The sequence below is a fragment of the Pseudomonas sp. c313 genome (genome assembly GCF_055407145.1).
Window position 1 is genome coordinate 534,859 of record NZ_JBUZRD010000004.1, and the last position, 19,366, is coordinate 554,224.

18 protein-coding genes are annotated in these 19,366 nt (G+C 60.5%); 8 read left to right on the top strand and 10 right to left on the bottom strand.

What is annotated here, in order from left to right; genetic code table 11:
• Positions 1-119 precede the first annotated feature (119 nt).
• From ACZRKZ_RS16120 to ACZRKZ_RS16135, 4 genes are all read right to left on the bottom strand, one after another.
• Positions 120-1,100, bottom strand: coding sequence for a FecR domain-containing protein (locus tag ACZRKZ_RS16120; RefSeq protein WP_463982065.1), 981 nt, complete (start codon positions 1,098-1,100; stop codon positions 120-122).
• Positions 1,097-1,615 carry an RNA polymerase sigma factor gene (locus ACZRKZ_RS16125; RefSeq protein ID WP_133102323.1) on the bottom strand — a complete coding sequence of 173 codons (519 nt, stop codon included), beginning with the start codon at positions 1,613-1,615 and terminating at the stop codon, positions 1,097-1,099. The genes ACZRKZ_RS16120 and ACZRKZ_RS16125 overlap by 4 nt, the downstream gene beginning before the upstream one ends.
• Before the next feature lie 148 nt (positions 1,616-1,763).
• A complete protein-coding gene (locus ACZRKZ_RS16130; protein WP_463982066.1) occupies positions 1,764-2,471 on the bottom strand; it encodes a 3'-5' exonuclease in 708 nt (235 codons plus the stop codon).
• Positions 2,468-4,402: a putative nucleotidyltransferase substrate binding domain-containing protein gene (locus ACZRKZ_RS16135; protein ID WP_463982094.1), complete on the bottom strand. Its 1,935-nt coding sequence runs from the start codon at positions 4,400-4,402 to the stop codon at positions 2,468-2,470. Before ACZRKZ_RS16135 ends, ACZRKZ_RS16130 begins: the two co-directional genes overlap by 4 nt.
• A 256-nt stretch (positions 4,403-4,658) precedes the next feature.
• Here ACZRKZ_RS16135 and ACZRKZ_RS16140 point away from each other — a divergent pair, with 256 nt between their 5' ends.
• Positions 4,659-5,105 (top strand): response regulator, encoded by a 447-nt coding sequence (locus ACZRKZ_RS16140; protein ID WP_463967857.1) that lies wholly within the window; start codon positions 4,659-4,661, stop codon positions 5,103-5,105.
• A 74-nt stretch (positions 5,106-5,179) separates the two neighbouring features.
• Here ACZRKZ_RS16140 and ACZRKZ_RS16145 read toward each other — a convergent pair whose 3' ends face one another.
• Positions 5,180-7,357 carry a malate synthase G gene (locus ACZRKZ_RS16145; RefSeq protein ID WP_463982067.1) on the bottom strand — a complete coding sequence of 726 codons (2,178 nt, stop codon included), beginning with the start codon at positions 7,355-7,357 and terminating at the stop codon, positions 5,180-5,182.
• A gap of 440 nt (positions 7,358-7,797) precedes the next feature.
• Between ACZRKZ_RS16145 and ACZRKZ_RS16150 the strand changes: the two genes are divergently transcribed.
• Positions 7,798-8,316, top strand: a complete 519-nt coding sequence (locus tag ACZRKZ_RS16150) for a glycine cleavage system transcriptional repressor (RefSeq protein ID WP_463967859.1) — start codon at positions 7,798-7,800, stop codon at positions 8,314-8,316.
• Between the two features lie 222 nt (positions 8,317-8,538).
• Here ACZRKZ_RS16150 and rarD read toward each other — a convergent pair whose 3' ends face one another.
• The 5 genes from rarD to ACZRKZ_RS16175 all read right to left on the bottom strand — a co-directional run bounded on the left by rarD (position 8,539) and on the right by ACZRKZ_RS16175 (position 14,279).
• Complete coding sequence (rarD, locus tag ACZRKZ_RS16155; RefSeq protein ID WP_463967860.1) at positions 8,539-9,423, bottom strand: EamA family transporter RarD; 885 nt, start codon at positions 9,421-9,423, stop codon at positions 8,539-8,541.
• A gap of 202 nt (positions 9,424-9,625) precedes the next feature.
• A complete protein-coding gene (locus tag ACZRKZ_RS16160) occupies positions 9,626-10,600 on the bottom strand; it encodes a serine/threonine protein kinase (RefSeq protein ID WP_133102316.1) in 975 nt (324 codons plus the stop codon).
• 132 nt (positions 10,601-10,732) lie between these two features.
• On the bottom strand, positions 10,733-12,631 hold the full coding sequence (locus ACZRKZ_RS16165) for a PhoX family protein (protein WP_463982068.1): 1,899 nt from the start codon (positions 12,629-12,631) through the stop codon (positions 10,733-10,735).
• Positions 12,632-12,711: 80 nt separating this feature from the next.
• Positions 12,712-13,476 (bottom strand): TOBE domain-containing protein, encoded by a 765-nt coding sequence (locus ACZRKZ_RS16170; protein WP_350614325.1) that lies wholly within the window; start codon positions 13,474-13,476, stop codon positions 12,712-12,714.
• 65 nt (positions 13,477-13,541) lie between these two features.
• A complete protein-coding gene (locus ACZRKZ_RS16175) occupies positions 13,542-14,279 on the bottom strand; it encodes a double zinc ribbon domain-containing protein (protein ID WP_463982069.1) in 738 nt (245 codons plus the stop codon).
• 92 nt (positions 14,280-14,371) lie between these two features.
• Between ACZRKZ_RS16175 and bioB the strand changes: the two genes are divergently transcribed.
• The 6 genes from bioB to ACZRKZ_RS16205 all read left to right on the top strand — a co-directional run bounded on the left by bioB (position 14,372) and on the right by ACZRKZ_RS16205 (position 19,272).
• Positions 14,372-15,427, top strand: coding sequence for a biotin synthase BioB (gene bioB / locus ACZRKZ_RS16180; RefSeq protein WP_463982070.1), 1,056 nt, complete (start codon positions 14,372-14,374; stop codon positions 15,425-15,427).
• Positions 15,428-15,493: 66 nt separating this feature from the next.
• Positions 15,494-16,672, top strand: coding sequence for an 8-amino-7-oxononanoate synthase (gene bioF, locus ACZRKZ_RS16185; RefSeq protein WP_463982071.1), 1,179 nt, complete (start codon positions 15,494-15,496; stop codon positions 16,670-16,672).
• Positions 16,665-17,396, top strand: coding sequence for an alpha/beta fold hydrolase (locus ACZRKZ_RS16190; RefSeq protein ID WP_463982072.1), 732 nt, complete (start codon positions 16,665-16,667; stop codon positions 17,394-17,396). The genes bioF and ACZRKZ_RS16190 overlap by 8 nt, the downstream gene beginning before the upstream one ends.
• Positions 17,389-18,216 carry a malonyl-ACP O-methyltransferase BioC gene (gene bioC / locus ACZRKZ_RS16195; RefSeq protein ID WP_463982073.1) on the top strand — a complete coding sequence of 276 codons (828 nt, stop codon included), beginning with the start codon at positions 17,389-17,391 and terminating at the stop codon, positions 18,214-18,216. The genes ACZRKZ_RS16190 and bioC overlap by 8 nt, the downstream gene beginning before the upstream one ends.
• Positions 18,213-18,893, top strand: a complete 681-nt coding sequence (gene bioD, locus ACZRKZ_RS16200) for a dethiobiotin synthase (RefSeq protein WP_463982074.1) — start codon at positions 18,213-18,215, stop codon at positions 18,891-18,893. Before bioC ends, bioD begins: the two co-directional genes overlap by 4 nt.
• A gap of 106 nt (positions 18,894-18,999) precedes the next feature.
• Positions 19,000-19,272 (top strand): pyrroloquinoline quinone biosynthesis protein PqqE, encoded by a 273-nt coding sequence (locus ACZRKZ_RS16205; RefSeq protein ID WP_133102307.1) that lies wholly within the window; start codon positions 19,000-19,002, stop codon positions 19,270-19,272.
• Positions 19,273-19,366: the final 94 nt, after the last annotated feature.

Genomic DNA, 19,366 nt, shown 5'->3' on the forward strand with positions numbered 1-19,366 from the left:
GCGGCTCCTGAATGAAAATATTTCTCAATTGCCTATGTGCCGAGCGAGATTCAAAAAGTGATAGGGCTGAATGAAAATAATTTCTATCTGGTTTTTCCCCGTAGCAGCAAGCTCGACAACTACGGGGTGTTCGCTGTTTTGGCCACTACCGTCACCCACCACGGCGTGCGTTGCTGGATCTGTACCGGCAAGGTTGGTAACAGGGCATTCAACGCCAGATCGGTATCGTGCAGTGGGAAGCTGCCGGTGATCCGCAGGTCTGCCACTTGCTTGTCCACGCCCAAATACCCGGTGCGATAGCGCCCCAGCTCTTCAACCACATCCCCCAGCCGCGCGTCTTCCACCACCAGCATGCCGCGGGTCCAGGCGTCGGTGCCGGGGGCTACGACCAGCCGCGGGCCAAGGCCATCGCTGCGCATCAGCACTTGCTGGCCTTGCTTGAAGATCTGTTCCTGATGCAATGCTTCTGGCTGGGCGGCGACGGCAGACTGCAAGACACTGAGTAGCGTGCCGTCGTCCTCGCGCTTGACGATAAACCGCGTGCCCAGGGCCCGCAGGCTGCCCTCGCGGGTTTCGACGATGAACGGGCGGGCGTCGTTGTGGCCGGTTTCGACGAGGATTTCGCCTTCCTGCAACACGATCAGTCGGCGCTTTTCATCGAAGCGCACATCAATGGCGCTATGGGTGTTGAGGTTGATCACGGTGCCATCCGCCAGCTTCAGCGTACGTTGCTCGCCGGTGGCGGTGCGCTGGTCGGCCAGCCAATAGTTGATCGGCATGTAGCGTTGCCCAGCGAACAGCGCAAGGCCCAGCACCAACATCACACTGGCCAGGCCGCTGCCGAGTTTGCGCACCTGGCGACGAATGCTTTCGCGCGACTGCAACAAGGCCGAGCGCGCCGGGCCCGAGGCCACGCTGAAACGCTGATCGAGCATGCCCAACTGGCGCCAGGCGCGGGCGTGTTCCTCATTGCTGGCCAGCCACTTGCGAAACTCTTCGTGCTCCACGGCACTGCCGTCCCCGGAGTCCAGGGACAGTTGCCAGGCGATGGCTGCGTCCAGCACCCGCGCCGATACTGGTTTGGAGCTGAACTGATTCACAGTGGCTTGCCATACAGGGCGATGTAGCACTGGCGGATGCCCTGGGCCAGGTATTGCCGCACGCGCGGCACGGAGACACCCAGGCGCTGGGCGATCTCGGCGTGGCCCATGCCATCGAGGCGGTTATAGAGGAAGGCAGCTCGGGCCTTGCTGGAGAGTTTGCCGAGCAAACGGTCGATGGCCTTGAGGTCTTCGAGGATCAGTTGCTGTTCTTCCGGGGAGGGATGCTCGCTTTCCGGGATCAGCATCAGTTCGGTGAGGTAGGCCTGCTCCAGGGCGGCGCGGCGGAAATAATCGAACAGCAGGCCTTTGGCGATGGCCACCAGGAATGCACGGGGTTCGCGGGGTTCGCGTAACTCTTCACGGCCCAGCAGGCGCATGAAAGTGTCTTGGCTCAGGTCTTCGGCACGGCTGGGGCAGGCCACATTGCGTCGCAGCCACGCCAACAGCCAGCCGCGATGGTCGCGATATAACGCGCCAACAAGCTCACTGTGGGGACTTTGGGCTGACGACAAGGCAACACCGATCGAGAAGTTTAAACTAACGAGAATTATTCGCGATTGTGTCAGAGGTGAAGGGCGGGTGCAATTGGCGTTGGTCGGGTAGGGGCGTTATGACACCCTTTGTGGCAAGCCCGCTCGCCACAGGGTTTTGTGCTCAAGATTAAAAGGACGGGGCCTGCCTGCGGCGCTTCCATTGGCTCAATCGCTGCTGCAACAGCAGCGGGCTATCGATTTGCTGCCGCCGTGCCCGGCTGAACAAAATCAACATCAGCTCCGCCGTGGCCAACGCATCGGCACTGGCGTGATGACGTTCGCCCACCTGCAGCTTGAAGTGCTCGATCCAGTCATCCAGCCCGGCCTCGCGGATGTTGGCCTGCGGGTACAAAAACGGGGCGATGTCGGCCACATCGAGAAACGTATGGGCCAGGCGATAGCCCAGGCTGTCCTTAAGCGCTCGCCCCAGCATGTGTTGATCGAACGGTGCATGAAACGCCAACAACGGGCTGTCGCCGACAAACGCCATGAAGTCCAGCAGTGCCTCGACCGGGTCGCTGCCGGCGGCGATGGCGCTGGGGCCCAGGCCGTGGATCAATACGCTGGGGCTGAGTTTGGTTTCGGCCCTTTGCAGGGTGCGTTCGAACAGCTGGGAAAAGTCGATGGCGCCGTCTTCGATCACCACGGCGCCGATGGACAGTACCTGATCGCGATTGAGGTTCAGGCCGCTGGTTTCCAGGTCCAGCACCACCCAGCGTTGCCCGCGCAATGAGCCTTCACCAAGCGCTTGCGGTGGCGGCAATTGTGCCAGACGGGCGTGTTGCCCGGCATCCAGTCCTGGCTTGGCCGCGCGCAGCCAACTGAACAGACTCACAGCTGATACCGTAGCGTCAGGCTGCTTTGCAGGCGCTGAGCCTGGCGCAGGGATTCGCGCAGGATGCGCCGGTCTAGGTGGTTGAGGCTGTCGGGGTCGACGCGATTGGAGTACGGCTGATTCTCGCGGGTTTGCAGTTGGTGCTGCTGCATGCGGGTTTGCTGGATAAAGTGGTAGGCCTCTTCGTAGGCAGCGCCGTCCAGCCGCTCGATGACTTCCTTGTCCACCAGTTGGCGCAAGCGCTCCAGGGTGTTGTTGGCTTTGATGCCATTGGCCAGGGCCAGCAGGCGTGCGCCGTCGACAAAAGGTGTGAGCCCCTGAACCTTGAGGTCGAGGGTGGCTTTGTCATTACCCTTGCGGGTCAGCACAAAATCGCGGAAACGCCCCACCGGCGGGCGTTGGCGCAACGCGTTCTCGGCCAGCATGCGCTGGAACAAGCGGTTGTCCGCCACCTGGTCAAGAATGCCCTGGCGCAGTTGATCGCAACCCGTCTCGTCGCCCCAGACCACCCGCAAGTCGAAATAGATGCTGGATTTGAGCAGGTTTTCCGGCGTTGCTTCGCGAATAAAGCCGGCAAAGCGCCGCGCCCACTCACCGCGCGACAGGCACAGTTCCGGGTTACCGGCCATGATATTGCCCTTGCATAACGTAAAGCCGCACAGCGCCAGGCTCTGGTTGATCTGTTGCGCCAGTGGCAACAGGCGGCCGCGAATCTCGGCCGCTTCGGCAGCATCCTTGGCGTCAAACAGAATGCCGTTGTCCTGGTCGGTATACAGCGTTTGCTCGCGTCGGCCTTCGCTGCCGAAACACAGCCAACTGAAGGCCACGCCGGGGTCGCCCTTGTCCGCCAGGGTCAGTTCGATGACCCGGCATACGGTGTGATCGTTGAGCAGCGTAATGATGTGGGTGATTTGGGTCGACGACGCGCCGTGGGCCAGCATGCGTTCCACCAACTGGCCGATTTCGCCACGGATCGCCACCAGGTTTTCCACCCGTGGCGCGTTGCGAATGGTGCGGGCCAGGTGCACCAGGTCGACCCGTTGCAGGGAAAACAGGTCGCGCTCGGAGACCACGCCGCACAAGCGCTGATCCTTGACCAGGCACACGTGGGCGATATGCCTTTCAGTCATGGCAATGGCCGCATCGAACGCGCTGTGGTCCGGGGTCAGGAAGAACGGCGCCTGGGTCATATGGCGCTCGATGCCCTGGGTGAAATCGCTGGTGCCGTCGGCCACCACCTGGCGCAGGTCCCGCAGGGTGAAAATCCCCAGGGGCGCCTTGTGCTCATCCACCACCACAATACTGCCGACCTGTTGCTCATGCATCAGCGTCACGGCCTCGCGCAGCGGCGTTAGTGGGCTGCACGTCACTGGGTGACGCATGGCCAGTTCGCCCAGGCGCGTGTTTAACGAGTATTGAGTGCCGAGGGTTTCCACGGCCTTTTGCTGGACTTGTTGGTTGACCTGATCCAGCAGGCTGCTCACCCCGCGCAAGGCGAAGTCGCGAAACGGGCTGGACAGTGCGAACAGCTTGATGAAGGCCGGTTTGTTTAATTGCAGGCAGAAGGTGTCTTCGGCGGCCTTGTGCTCGGTGCGGGTTGCCCGTTCCCCTAGCAGCGCTGCCAGGGGGAAGCATTCGCCGGTGGCGATTTCGAAGGTGGTTTCGGTGCCGCTCTTGGCCGAATGCGGCCGTTCGCCGATCACGCGCCCTTGCTTGACGATATAGAAGTGCTCTACCGGCCCGCCCGAGGGTTTGAGAATGCTCTCGCGGGGGCCGTAGAAGCGCAATTGGCACTGTTCCACCAGAAACGCCAGGTGGGCGTTTTCCATTTGGTTGAACGGCGGGAAGCGTTGCAGAAATTGCAGGGTGCCGTGGATGTTCTGCAACACAGCAGTTTTCCCCGCTTGTGTGAAAGCATCAGCTTTACTCATAACCATGACCGCAGTTTTTTTGTCGTTATCGTCCGTCATGGTCGACTCCTGCGCTACGAGTGCCCATTGGACGTAAGTCTAGGTAGCTATGCCAAGACATGTGACTTCCACAGCTAGGGAAAAACCTTATATGAATATCGTCCAAACCCCGTAGAACGCCCACTAGGCAAACTTTCCGACGAAGTGCACATTGAGTGCCCTTCTAGTGATGTCTGACTTCTGTGCTGGGAGATTGATCAGAACTGCCGAGAAACGTATGTCCGACCACGATATTTTGAGTGATGCCGAACGCGAGGCGCTGAGCGCCGTAATGCAGGAGCCTGATTTGCCGCCACAACGGGTCTTGATTGTGGACGACGACAAGGACTCCCGTGAACTGTTGGCGGAGATCCTTGGCCTGGATGGCATTCGCTGTATGACGGCTGAGAGTGGCGAGGCCGCGTGGAATTTATTGAAAACCAGCAGCTCCATCGGTTTGCTGATCACCGATCTGCGGATGGCACCGAGTAACGGGTTGGAATTGATTCGCCAGGTGCGGGGGTCCACCCGGGCCGCGTTGCCGATCATCATCATGTCCGGGGATGCCGAGGCCCCCGATGTGATTGATGCCATGCACTTGAGTGTGGTGGACTTTCTGCTCAAGCCGATTGATAGCGTGAAGCTGGCAAAGTTGGTGAAGCGGGAGCTGGGGATGGCGCCTTAGGTTCGAACTCAACATGCAGTACCACAAAAAAGCCCTGATCTCTCGACCAGGGCTTTGTTGTTTCTAGCGTTTACTCACAGACCGTTTTTGGCTTTGAACTCACGACGCCGACGGTGCAACACCGGCTCGGTATACCCATTTGGCTGCTTGGTCCCTTCAATCACCAGCTCAACCGCTGCTTGAAACGCAATGTTGCTGTCGAAATCCGGAGCCAGCGGACGGTACAGCGCGTCACCGGCGTTCTGCCGATCCACCACCGGCGCCATGCGCTTTAGGCTTTCCAGAACCTGGGCTTCATTGACGATGCCGTGGCGCAACCAGTTGGCGATGTGCTGGCTGGAGATGCGCAGGGTGGCGCGGTCTTCCATCAGGCCGACGTCGTTGATGTCCGGCACTTTCGAACAACCCACGCCCTGGTCGATCCAGCGCACCACGTAACCGAGGATGCCCTGGGCGTTGTTGTCCAGTTCGTTGCGGATCTCGGAGGCGGACCAATCGGTGTTGCTGGCCAATGGAATGGTCAGGATGTCGTCTATCGACGCGCGCTCGCGCTTGGCCAGTTCGGCCTGGCGGGCGAACACGTCGACCTTGTGGTAATGCAGCGCGTGCAGCGCAGCAGCCGTCGGCGACGGAACCCAGGCAGTGTTGGCGCCAGCCAGCGGGTGAGCGATTTTCTGCTCCAGCATGGCGGCCATCAGGTCAGGCATGGCCCACATGCCTTTACCGATCTGCGCACGACCTTGCAGGCCGGTGCTCAAGCCAATATCGACGTTCCAGTTCTCGTAGGCGCCGATCCATTTTTCAGTCTTCATCGCCGCCTTGCGCACCATCGCGCCGGCTTCCATGGAGGTGTGGATTTCGTCGCCTGTGCGGTCGAGGAAGCCGGTGTTAATAAACACCACACGTTCGCTGGCCGCCTTGATACACGCCTTGAGGTTGACCGTGGTACGGCGTTCCTCGTCCATGATCCCGACTTTCAGGGTGTTGCGCGGCAGCTTCAGCACGTCTTCGATGCGGCCAAACAGCTCATTGGTGAACGCGGCTTCTTCAGGGCCGTGCATCTTCGGTTTAACGATGTAGACCGAACCGGTGCGGCTGTTTTTGCGGCTGTTGTTGCCATTGAGGCTGTGGACCGCAGCCAGGCTGGTGAGCAGACCGTCGAGAATGCCTTCCGGCACTTCGTTGCCTTGGCTGTCGAGGATCGCGTCGATGGTCATCAAGTGGCCGACGTTACGCACGAACAACAGCGAACGGCCGTGCAGGCTCACTTCGTTGCCGTCGACACCGGTGTAGCGGCGGTCGGCGTTCATGGTGCGGGTGAAGGTCTTGCCGCCCTTGGCCACTTCTTCGGCCAGGTCGCCCTTCATCAGGCCGAGCCAGTTGCGGTAGATCACTACTTTGTCATCGGCATCGACGGCGGCGACGGAGTCTTCGCAGTCCATAATGGTGGTCAGGGCGGCTTCCATCAGCACGTCCTTGACGCCGGCGGCATCGGTCTGGCCGATCGGGGTGCTGGCGTCGATCTGGATTTCGAAATGCAGGCCGTTGTTTTTCAGCAGGATTGCGGTCGGTGTGGCGGCATCGCCCTGGTAGCCGATCAATTGCGCATCGCTGCGCAGGCCGCTGTTGCTGCCGCCCTTGAGGCTGACGACGAGCTTGCCGTCAACGATCTTGTAGCCGATGGCATCAACGTGGCTGCCGGCGGTCAACGGTGTGGCTTCGTCGAGGAAGGCACGGGCGAAGGCGATGACCTTGTCGCCACGGACCTTGTTGTAGCCCTGGCCTTTCTCGGCGCCGTCGGCTTCGCTGATGGCGTCGGTGCCATACAGCGCGTCGTACAGCGAACCCCAGCGCGCATTGGAGGCGTTGAGGGCGAAACGGGCGTTCATCACCGGCACAACCAACTGGGGACCGGCCATGCGGGCAATTTCGTCATCGACGTTTTGGGTCGAAGCCTGGAAATCCGCCGCTTCTGGTAGCAGGTATCCAATATCTTGCAAAAAGGCTTTGTAGGCCACTGGGTCATGGGCCTGGCTGGCGTGTGTCTGGTGCCAGGCATCGATCCGCGCTTGGAAATCGTCGCGTTTGGCGAGTAGGGCTTTGTTCTTCGGGGCCAGGTCATGGATGACCTTGTCGGCGCCCGTCCAGAACTGGTCGGCGGTGAGGCCGGTACCGGGAATGGCTTCGTTATTCACGAAGTCGAACAGGACTTTGGCGACCTGCAGGCCACCGACTTGAACGTGTTCAGTCATTGCTTGCCTCACTCTGCTCAGCTATTCGCTTTTCAGCTTTTCAATTTACCAATGAAGCCTCTGGCCATTTAAACCACAAACCCTGGGCACCAGTACATGCCATAGATGGCGGCTGGGTGGTTCCAATCAACGGCGCAAACCTTGCTGACGGGGTGTTCGGGGTTATGACGGCGCTTGGGCAGACATCGACCTAACGTTATGTAGTGCGCGCTGAGGCATACTACATGATGAGTTGCGGTTGTGAAAATTAGACTAAATACGTCGTTTAGCGACCCACTTTGGTCGTACGGTCACAGCGGGGTATGGGATGTTCTCAAAAAACTATTGGATTGTTCCAGATAAATATAAAAATGGTACACGATTTGTCTTCATTGATATCCGTGTCCACCCTGTAGAAGTGGGCTCGCTCCTACCTAATCCAACACAAGAGGGCTGACACCATGGACCATCTCGTACTGACCGTTATTGCGCCGGACAAACCCGGCCAGGTTGAACGTGTCGCCCAGTGCATCGCCGAGCATGGTGGTAATTGGCTGGAAAGTCGCATGGCGCGCATGGCCGGGCAGTTTGCCGGGATACTACGGGTCGGTGTGCCGGCTGAAGCCTACGATGAATTGGTGGGGGCGCTGCAGGGGTTGTCGGCCCACGGCATTCGGGTACTGATCGCTGAAAGCGGTATCGCGCAATCCTGCGAGTGGAAGCCGATTGCCATGGAGCTGGTGGGCAATGATCGACCGGGCATTGTGCGTGATATCACGGCGTTACTGAGCAAGCATGGTGTCAACCTGGAACGCCTGTTCACCGATGTACGCCCCGCCCCGATGAGCAGCGATCCGTTGTTTCACGCCGAAGCCTTGTTGGCGGTGCCCCTGACCCTGCCACTGGAGACATTGCAGGAGGCACTCGAAACCCTGGCCGACGATTTGATGGTGGAGTTGGCGTTGCGCAGCGAGGAGTAACTGCCCACAAGGTTATGCATGGAAATCTTGCATGGGCCTGTGGATAACCTGTAGAGACCCGGCGCCAGACCACGTCGGCCGGGGCTCTTCGGTAGCTGAGCAAAAAATGAGCAATTTCAAGGGCTTGTGCACAAACGCAGGGGACCAGGTTGTGGATAACCTTGGGGTGAAACCCTGCAAGCCACGCGCACTGTGGCTTGCAGGGGTTTGTACGTTATTTGATCAGCGTTTGCGCAGGCTGAGCCAGGCATCGACGCTGTAGACCGCAAGGCCCGCCCAGATAAACAGAAACGCCACCAGGCTGCTGGAAGTCAGGTGCTCATCGAACAACAGCACCGCCTGCAACAGCACCAGCGTTGGCGCCAGGTACTGCAGGAAACCCAGTGTGGTGTAGGGCAAATGCCGCGCGGCAGCGTTGAAACACACCAGCGGGATCAGCGTCACTGGGCCGGCGGCTACCAGCCACCAGGCTTCGGACGTGCCCCAGAACTCCATTTGTGCGCTGTGGGCGCTTGGGTTGAGCAGCAACCAGGCCACGGCAATCGGCACTAGCATCCAGGTTTCTACCACCAGCCCCGGCAATGCCTTGACCGGCGCTTGTTTGCGGATCAAACCGTAGAAGCCAAAGGTCAACGCCAGCACCAGGGACACCCACGGCAGGCTGCCGACTTGCCACACCTGTTGCACGACGCCCAATGCGGCGAGCCCGACGGCGACCCATTGCAGGCGGCGCAGGCGTTCGCCCAGGAGCAACATACCCAGCAGCACATTCACCAGTGGGTTGATGTAGTAACCCAGGCTGGCTTCCAGCATGCGGCCGCTGTTTACCGACCAGACGTAGGTCAGCCAGTTGCCCGCGATCAAGGACCCGCTCAAGGCCAGGATTGCCAGCCGCTTTGGGTTGTCCCGCAGTTCGCGCCACCAGCCAGGGTGTTTCCAGACCATCAACAGCAAGCCGCCGAACAGCGCCGACCACAGCACGCGGTGCACGATGATTTCTACGGCGGGAACGCTGGCGATTGCTTTGAAGTAGAGCGGGAACATTCCCCAGATGACGTAGGCACTCAGGCCCAATATGTACCCGCGACGGGGGTTGGCGGCTTGCATGCAGAATCCTTGCTTAGGCAGCTAACAAAGCTGTGATTGTAAGGAGATTTGTCGGGCAATGGGATTTGCTTTCTGTAGGCGCGAGCTTGCTCGCGAAGAGCGTTAACGATAACGCGATCATCCTGAATGAACGCGTTGCCCTCGGGTTTCTCGCGAGCAAGAACTAGGCGTCCCCCTCGCTCCTACAGAGGAGCGGGCCCGTCTAGAACAGTTTCAACGGCTCTTCATTGAGTGCCGACAGTTGCTCGCGCAATGCCAGCACCTGGTCGCCCCAGTACCGCTCGCTGCCGAACCACGGGAAGCTGTGGGGGAACGCCGGGTCATCCCAGCGCCGTGCCAGCCAGGCGCTGTAGTGCATCAGGCGCAGGGCGCGCAGGGGTTCGATCAGTGCCAGTTCGCGGGGATCGAAGTCGTGGAACTCCTGGTAGCCGTCCATCAATTCCGACAACTGCCCCAGGCATTCTTGACGATCACCGGCGAGCATCATCCACAAGTCCTGCACTGCCGGGCCCATGCGGCAGTCATCGAGGTCGACGATGTGGAACATCTCGTCGCGGCACATCATGTTGCCGGGGTGGCAGTCGCCGTGCATGCGGATGTTCTTGTGGGGTGTGGCCTTGTAGACCTCTTCCACGCGCTTGAGCAGGTCGCGGGCCACGGACTCGTAGGCGGGCAGCAGGCTCTTGGGAATGAAATTGCCTTCCAGCAAGGTAGTCAGGGAATCGTGACCGAAGTTCTTTACCCCCAGGGCTTCGCGGTGTTCGAAAGGGCGGGTGGCGCCGACCGCGTGTAAACGACCGAGCAACTGCCCTAGGCGGTGCAACTGATCGAGATTGCCCGGCTCTGGCGCACGGCCGCCGCGACGGGGAAACAGAGTGAAGCGAAAACCCGCGTGTTCGAACAGGCTTTCGCCGTTGTGGATCATCGGCGCGACCACCGGCACTTCGCACTCGGCCAGTTCGAAAGTGAAGCGGTGTTCTTCGAGAATCGCTTCGTTGGTCCAGCGCTGAGGGCGATAGAACTTGGCGATCAGCGGCTCGGAATCTTCGATGCCGACTTGATAGACGCGGTTTTCATAACTGTTGAGCGCGAGGATGCGGGCGTCACTGAGAAAACCGATGCTCTCTACTGCGTCGAGCACCAAGTCAGGGGTAAGTGTTGCAAACGGGTGGGCCATGCGAACTCCTGCGCGCAGCAGGGCGCCGCGTCCGGCCCGGTATGGTATCGCACACCAGCCTGGATAGGTGGGTGAGTGGACTTGTTGTGGCGAGCGGGCTTGCCCGCTCGCCACAGAAAATTGTGTTGGCTCTTATGAACCGACGATCCCACCATCCTCCCGCCGAATCGCAATCACCGACGACCGAGGCTTGCCGTTGGGCAAATACTCTGGGAACGTCGAGCCACCGGTTTCCCCTGGATGCTGAATCCCCACAAACAGGGTTTTCTGATCTGGCGAAAAGCTGATCCCTGTCACCTCGCACGCCACCGGCCCGACCATGAACCGGCGAATCTCCCCCGTTGCCGGGTCGGCGCACAACATCTGGTTATTGCCCATGCCGGCAAAGTCGCCGCTGTTGCTGTAGTCGCCATCGGTGAGAATCCACAAGCGCCCAGCCTTGTCGAAGCCCAGGCCGTCGGGGCTGTTGAACATGTTCTGCGGGTTGATATTGGACGAGCCGCCCTTGGGCTTGCCGGCATGCACGCCGGGGTTGCCCGCCACCACAAACAAGTCCCAGGTGAAGTTCGGCGCGCCGTGGTCATCGGCATTGGCCTTCCAGCGCAGTATCTGGCCGTAGACGTTTTTCTCCCGTGGGTTGGGCCCGCCCACGGGTTGGCCGTCTTCGCCGCGCTTGGCGTTGTTGGTCAGGGTGCAATAGACCTGGCCGTCGCTGGGGCTGACGACAATCCATTCAGGGCGATCCATGCGCGTGGCCTTCACGATGCTGGCGGCCAGGCGTGCGTGGATCAGCACTTCGGCCTGGCTGGCGAAACCTGAGCTGGCGTCAATGCCGTTTTTGCCGAAGGTCAGTTCGACCCATTGGCCCTGGCCCTTGGGGTGGTCTGCATTGCCATCGCCTGCATCGAAAATCGCCACGTACAAGGTGCCGTGGTCCAGCAGATCTTTATTGGCCTTGGGATTTTTGTGATTGATCTTGTCGCGGCTGATGAACTTGTAGATAAATTCGCCACGTTCGTCGTCGCCCATGTACACCACGGCATGGCCGTCGCGTGTTTCAGCGAGGGCGGCGTTCTCGTGCTTGAAGCGGCCCAGGGCGGTGCGCTTGACCGGCGTGGATTGTGGGTCGAACGGGTCGATTTCCACCACCCAGCCATGGCGGTTGAGTTCGTTGGGGTTCTTCGCCATATCAAAGCGCGGGTCGTGCTGATGCCAGTTGATGTCCTTGCTGGCGGCTACCACGCCGTAGCGTTTCTGCCCGGCGTCGAACGCTTGCTGCGGGTTGCTGCTACCGAAACAGTCGGTGAAGTTTTCTTCGCAGGTCAGGTAAGTGCCCCACGGGGTCATGCCGTTGGCGCAGTTCTGGAACGTGCCGAGGACTTTTTTGCCGCTCTTGTCAGCCTCGGTTTGCAGCCAGGCGTGCCCGGCAGCCGGACCGCCGAAGCGCAGGGGCGAGTTGCCGTGGATGCGCCGGTTGTAGCGCGAGTCCTGGACGAACTGCCAAGTGTCGCCTTTGCGCTGCACCTCGATCACCGACACCCCTTCGCTGGCCAGGGCCTTGCGCACGTCTTCGGCCGATTGCGGCATGCCACCGTGGGCGAACAGGTAGCGGTAGTTGGTGTATTCGTTGTTGATGGCCATCAGCGCCCTGCGGTCGTCACTAGGGAAGGCGAACAGGCTCATGCCGTCATTGTTGTCGCCGAACTGCAGTTCCTGGGCTTTGGCGGTACCGTTGCCGGTTGGGTCGAAGGCGGGTGCATTCTTATGCAACGGCTGGCCCCAACTGATCAGCACCGAAGAGGTGTAGCCGGGCGGCAGGGTGATGGTGTCGCTGGTGGCGGCGGCGATGCTGGCAAAACCCAGCAAGGGGCTTGAAGACGCGGCATTGACGGCCAGGGCGCTGCGGGTCAGCAGGTTGCCACCCAGGAACATCGCGGCACCGCACAGGGCGCCTGCACCGATAAAGCGGCGGCGACTAAGGCCGACCATCTGTTCAAGGTCAGTGGCTTGGTTTTCTTCTAATAGGTTCATAGCAGGCCCCTTTATGGTTTTTGCAAACACCATAGGGAACGTGTGTGACGAAACCGTTGCAGTTTTGCGACGGGCGTCAGTTACACCGCGATACCCAGCAGCACATTGCTGGGCGCGAACTGCACCTGGATGGTTTTTCCGTTGACGGCACCCAACGCCTTGAGCTGCTCGGGTTGCGCCAGTGCGCATAAAACCTGGCCATTGGGCAGGGCGATGCGCACTTCGCTGGGGCCATCGTCGGCGTCGAGAATGGCGTCGATATTACCGCTCATGCAATTGTGTTCAAGTGTTGTGGCTGCCTCGACCGCGACGACTTCGAGCCAACCAGCCTTGATCAACGCCACCACCTCGGTGCCGATTTCCAGTTCCAGGCGCAGGGTACTGTCGTGGGTAATCTGCGCATCGAGGGTGAGCCCGGCGGCCAGTTCCAGTCGGATCAGGTCGTTGCGGCCATGGCTATCGATGGCGATGACTTTGCCGTGCAACTGATTGCGGGCACTGGTGCGCAGCATCAGGCGGCCCAGCAAGTCGAGGTCGCTGGCATCTTCAGCGGCATCCAGCACTTGGGCTTGCAGCGCTTGCAGGCGTTGGTAGAGACGCAGCACCCGCTCGCCTTCTGTGGATAACCGCGCGCCACCGCCGCCCTTGCCGCCGACGCTGCGTTCCACCAGCGGCTTTTGCGCCAGGTTGTTCAGCTCATCAATGGCGTCCCAGGCGGCTTTGTAACTCAGGCCGGCACTTTTCGCCGCGCGGGTGATGGAGCCCTGTTCGGCGATGTGCTGCAGCAGGGCAATGCGCTGGGGGCGACGGACGATGTGTTGGCTCAACAGGGTCGGTAAAGTCATGACGAACGGTTACACGCTTCGATGGAATACACAGGACGTTGCGGGCAGGGCGCGTCGGCGTCAAGTCATGTGCCAGGTTTTGGCGTACGCGCCAGGCAGTACACGTCGACCTGCCGCGCGCCAGCGTCGATTAACAGCCGGGCCAGGCTGTTGGCGGTGGCGCCGGTGGTCAGTACATCGTCCACCAGGGCCAGGTGGAGGCCTTTGACCGCAGCGCCGGGTGCCAGTGCAAATGCCTTGAGCAGATTGCTTTTGCGGTTTTTTGCGTCCAGGTTTTGCTGTGCCACGGTTTCATGTGGGCGTAGTAACACCCGCTCATCGCAGGGAATGTCCAAATCCTTGCTCAACCATCGCGCGAGCATTGTCGCCTGGTTATAGCCCCTTTCCCGTAGGCGTCTGCGGGCCATGGGAACCGGGAACAGGCAGTCAGGGCGTGTCAGCTCGGCGTTTTCATAGCGATCTTGCAGGCATTGTCCCAGTAGGTGTGCCAGCAAATGGCCCAGCGGCCATCGGGCCTGGTGCTTGAAGCGGCTGATCAGCGTGTCGACCGGGAAGCTGTAGGTAAAGGGCGTAGCTACGTGTTTAAACGCGGGTGGCTGCCTTTGGCATTGGCCGCAGGTCAGGCCCGCCATGGGCAGGGGCAGGGCGCACACTTCGCAATGATCCATCAGCCACGGCAGTTCGGTTTCGCAGAAGTTACAGATCGAATGGGTCGTATCAGTGGCCTCATCGCAAATTAAACAGGTCTGGTTGTTTTTCGACCAGATGTAGACTTCGTTATTGGGTTCAGGTTGACAGTGCATGATTCTTCCTTAAATATGCCGAGCATCCGTGTCGTGCCTGTGGGTATTACCTTTCCCGCAGCGCTTGCCAAAGCATAAACAAGGAATCGCCCATGAGCGCCAGCATCACTGCCAACCTGCGTCACGATTGGTCTTTAGCCGAAGTCAAAGCGCTTTTCGTGCAGCCATTCAATGACCTGTTGTTCCAGGCGCAGACCGTGCACCGCGCGCATTTCGATGCCAATCGGGTCCAGGTTTCTACCCTGTTGTCGATCAAGACCGGCGCCTGCCCGGAAGATTGCAAATATTGTCCGCAGTCGGGCCACTACAACACTGGCCTGGAAAAAGAAAAACTGATGGAAGTGCAGAAGGTCCTCGAAGAGGCCGCCCGCGCCAAAGCCATCGGCTCGACCCGCTTCTGCATGGGCGCGGCCTGGAAACACCCGTCGGCCAAGGACATGCCCTACGTGTTGCAGATGGTCAAAGGCGTCAAGGCCATGGGCCTGGAAACCTGCATGACCCTCGGCAGCCTCGACCAGGGCCAGACTGAAGCACTGGCCCAGGCCGGTCTGGATTATTACAACCATAACCTCGACACCTCGCCGGAGTTCTATGGCTCCATCATCACCACCCGCACCTACGGTGATCGCCTGCAAACGCTGGCCTACGTGCGTGATTCAGGGATGAAGATCTGCTCCGGCGGCATCCTCGGCATGGGCGAGTCCCTCGATGATCGCGCCAACCTGCTGATCCAACTGGCCAACCTGCCGGAGCATCCGGAGTCGGTGCCGATCAACATGCTGGTCAAGGTCGCTGGCACGCCCTTGGAAAACGCCGAGGACATCGACCCGTTCGACTTTATCCGCATGCTGGCGGTGGCGCGCATTCTCATGCCGCAATCCCATGTGCGCCTGTCGGCTGGCCGGGAAGCGATGAACGAGCAAATGCAGGCCCTGGCGTTTTTTGCCGGCGCCAACTCGATTTTCTACGGCGACAAACTGCTAACCACCGCCAACCCGCAGGCGGACAAGGACATGCAGTTGTTCTCGCGCCTGGGAATCTTGCCGGAAGCCCGCGAGGAGCATGCCGATGAGGTACACCAGGCGGCCATCGAGCAGGCGCTGGTGGAACAGAAGAGCAGCGAGCAGTTTTATAACGCCGCGGTTTGATCCTGGCTTCACCCGTAGCCGCTGCGGCAGCGGCTACATTCAATTTCTGATATCCCCGAGGCCTGCATGTCTTTCGATCTCGCCGCGCGTCTCGCTGCCCGTCGTGCCGAACACCTATATCGCCAACGGCCACTGCTGGAAAGTCCCCAAGGCCCGCAAGTGGTGGTGGACGGCCAGCCTTTGCTCGCCTTTTGCAACAACGACTACCTGGGCCTGGCCAATCACCCGCAAGTGATCGAAGCCTGGCGCGCCGGGGCGTCCCGCTGGGGCGTGGGCGGTGGCGCATCCCACCTGGTGATTGGCCACAGCACGCCGCACCATGAACTGGAAGAAGCCCTGGCCGACCTCACCGGCCGCCCTCGGGCGCTGCTGTTCACCACCGGCTACATGGCCAACCTCGGTGCGGTTACTGCATTGGTCGGGCAGGGTGATACGGTTCTGGAAGACCGCCTCAACCACGCCTCCTTACTGGATGCCGGCTTGCTCAGCGGGGCGCGCTTCAATCGTTATCTGCACAACGACGCTGTCAGCCTGGCCAAGCGCCTGGAGAAAGCCACCGGCAACACATTGGTAGTCACCGACGGCGTGTTCAGCATGGACGGCGACCTTGCCGACCTGCCGGCGCTGGCCCTTGAAACCCGTGCCAAAGGCGCTTGGTTGATGGTCGATGACGCCCATGGTTTCGGCCCGCTGGGCGCCAATGGTGGCGGGATCGTCGAGCATTTCGGCCTGAGCCAGGAAGACGTGCCGGTGCTGGTCGGTACCCTGGGCAAGGCGTTCGGCACGGCTGGCGCGTTTGTCGCCGGCAGCGAGGAGTTGATCGAAAGCCTGATCCAGTTCGCCCGGCCGTACATCTACACCACCAGCCAGCCGCCAGCGCTGGCGTGCGCCACCCTGAAAAGCCTTGAGTTGCTGCGCACAGAACACTGGCGGCGCGAGCATCTGAATTCGCTGATCCGCCAGTTTCGCCAGGGCGCCCAGCAAATCGGCCTGGAGCTGATGGACAGCTTCACGCCGATCCAGCCGATCATGATTGGCGACAGTGGCCGGGCGGTGCGCTTGTCACAGATGCTGCGCGAGCGAGGGCTGATGGTCACTGCGATTCGTCCGCCCACCGTGCCCGCCGGCAGTGCCCGTTTGCGGGTGACATTGTCGGCGGCCCACAGTGAAACGCAGGTGCAGCTATTGTTAAGCGCATTGGAAGAGTGTTTCCGCTTGTTAGGCCAGGAGCCCGACCATGCGTGATCGACTGATATTGCTGCCCGGCTGGGGCCTTGGCGTGTCGCCGCTGGAACCTTTGGCCGCCGCGTTGCGAGGGTTGGACGAGCGCCTGCGGGTCGATATCGAGCCCTTGCCGGAGCTGTGCTCCAGTGACCTCGACGAGTGGCTCGACGAACTCGATGCGACGCTGCCCGATAACGCCTGGCTCGGCGGTTGGTCCCTGGGTGGCATGCTTGCTTCGGAGCTGGCAGCCCGTCGCGGTGACCGCTGTTGCGGTTTGCTGACCTTGGCCAGCAACCCATGTTTCGTCGCCCATGACGGTTGGCCGAGCGCAATGCCCGCAGAAACCTTCGACGCCTTCCTCGCCGGTTGCCATGCCGACTCCCAAGTTACCCTCAAACGCTTCGGCCTGCTCTGTGCCAAGGGCGCGCAAGATCCACGGGGCCTGGCGCGCTTGTTGGTCAGCGGTGCGCCGAATACGCCGTCCAAGGTGCTGATGACCGGCCTTGAGTTGTTGACGCAGTTGGACACTCGGGACGCCTTGCAGGCCTTTCGCGGTCCGCAACTGCATTTGTTTGCCGGACTGGATGGCCTGGTGCCCGCTGAGGCGGGCAGTGAACTGTTGAAGTTATTGCCGGATGTTGAAATCGGTCTGATTGAACAGGCCGGCCACGCCTTTCTTCTGGAGGACCCCCATGGCGTAGCCGGGGCGATCCAGGCTTTTTTGCATGAGTGCGGTGATGACTGATTTATCCCATCCTCTATTGCGCCCTTTTCCAGTGCCAGGGACCTTGCCCGACAAGCGTCAGGTTGCAGCATCCTTTTCCCGTGCGGCGGCCAGCTATGACAGCGTCGCCGAGTTGCAGCGTGCGGTCGGTGGCGAACTGCTGCGGCGTCTGCCCGAGGGGTTTTCTCCCCAGCGCTGGTTGGACCTGGGCTGCGGCACTGGTTATTTCAGTCGTGCGCTGGACGCTACATTTGCCGGCAGCCAAGGCCTGGCGCTGGATATCGCCGAAGGGATGCTCAATCACGCCCGGCCCTTGGGCGGTGCCGAGCATTTCATCGCCGGTGATGCCGAACGCCTGCCGTTGCAGGACAGCAGTTGCGGGCTGATTTTTTCCAGCCTTGCGGTGCAATGGTGCTCCGATTTCGCGGCGGTACTCGGCGAAGCCCGGCGAGTGTTGCAGCCCGGTGGCGTGCTGGCGTTTGCCAGCCTGTGCGTCGGGACGTTGGATGAGCTACGGGAAAGCTGGCGGGCGGCGGACGGCCTGGTTCACGTTAATCGCTTCCGGCCGTTCAGTACTTATCAACAGCTGTGCGACAACAGCGGGTTGCGGGTGGTGAGCCTGGAGCAACGTCCCCATGTGCTGCACTACCCGGATGTGCGCAGCCTGACCCATGAATTGAAAGCGTTGGGTGCGCACAATCTTAATCCGGGACGGCCCGGTGGCCTTACCGGCCGTGCACGGATTGTTGCACTGGTTGAGGCATACGAGCAGTTTCGCCAGGCCCAAGGGCTGCCGGCGACCTATCAAGTGGTGTATGCCGTACTGGAGAAACCTCTATGAGCACCGCCTATTTCATCACCGGTACCGATACCGACGTCGGCAAGACCACCATCGCCGCGGGCCTGTTGCATGCGGCGCGGCAAGCGGGCAAGAGCACCGCCGCTGGCAAGCCAGTGGCCTCGGGCTGTGAAGTGACGCCCAAGGGGTTGCGCAATGCTGATGCGCTAGCCTTGTTGGATGAGTGTTCGTTGCCATTGACCTATGCCGAGGTCAATCCGGTGGCATTCGAGCCGGCCATCGCGCCGCATCTGGCGGCCCGGGAAGCTGCAGTAGCGCTTACCGTGCAGTCCTTGTTAACGCCCATGCAGCAGATTCTTGCCAAACAGGCGGATTTCACTTTGATAGAGGGGGCGGGCGGTTGGCGGGTGCCGTTGGCGGATCAGGACAACCTGTCGGATCTGGCGAAGGCATTGCAGCTACCGGTGATCCTGGTGGTGGGTGTGCGTCTGGGCTGCATCAATCATGCGCTGCTGACCGCTGAAGCCATCGCCCGTGATGGCCTCCCGCTGGCGGGGTGGGTGGCCAATATCATCGACCCCAAGACCTCTCGTCTGGAAGAAAACCTCGCCACGCTGGCCGAGCGACTGCCCGCACCATGCCTGGGAAGGGTGCCGAAACTCAAGCGCCCCAGCGCTGAAGCCGTTGCTGAGTACCTGCAATTGGACCTGCTTGACTAGTTTTTCCTATAGCCAAGGCATTATGCCATTAGTGTTTTTGACGGGCATTTCCTGAGGATGTCTGCTTCAATAACTGTTCATGATTCTGTAAAGGCAGGTTTACGCCATGGAAATCTCTGGAAGCAGCGCGTTTTACTCTGGGCTGAGCAGCATTCAGTCCGGGCAGAACCGTGTCGACCAGGCCGCGGGCAAAATTGCCAGTGCCGCCACTAGCCAGCCTTCGGACGCGCAAAACGACCGTTTGCGGGCGGCAGATCCCTCGAATTCGGCGAGCAATATGGTCGAGATGGCTGAGGGGAAATTCCAAGTGGAGCTGGGCGTGAAAATCGCCAAGGCTTCCGATGAAATGCTCGGTACGTTGATCGATACCTACGCCTGAATTTAGTGCATGCAGGCTTTCCTGTGTGAGCTGGCAAGCCAGCTCACACGTTTGCCTTGCGTCCCCTTTCTGACTTTCTAAAACTTTGAAACTT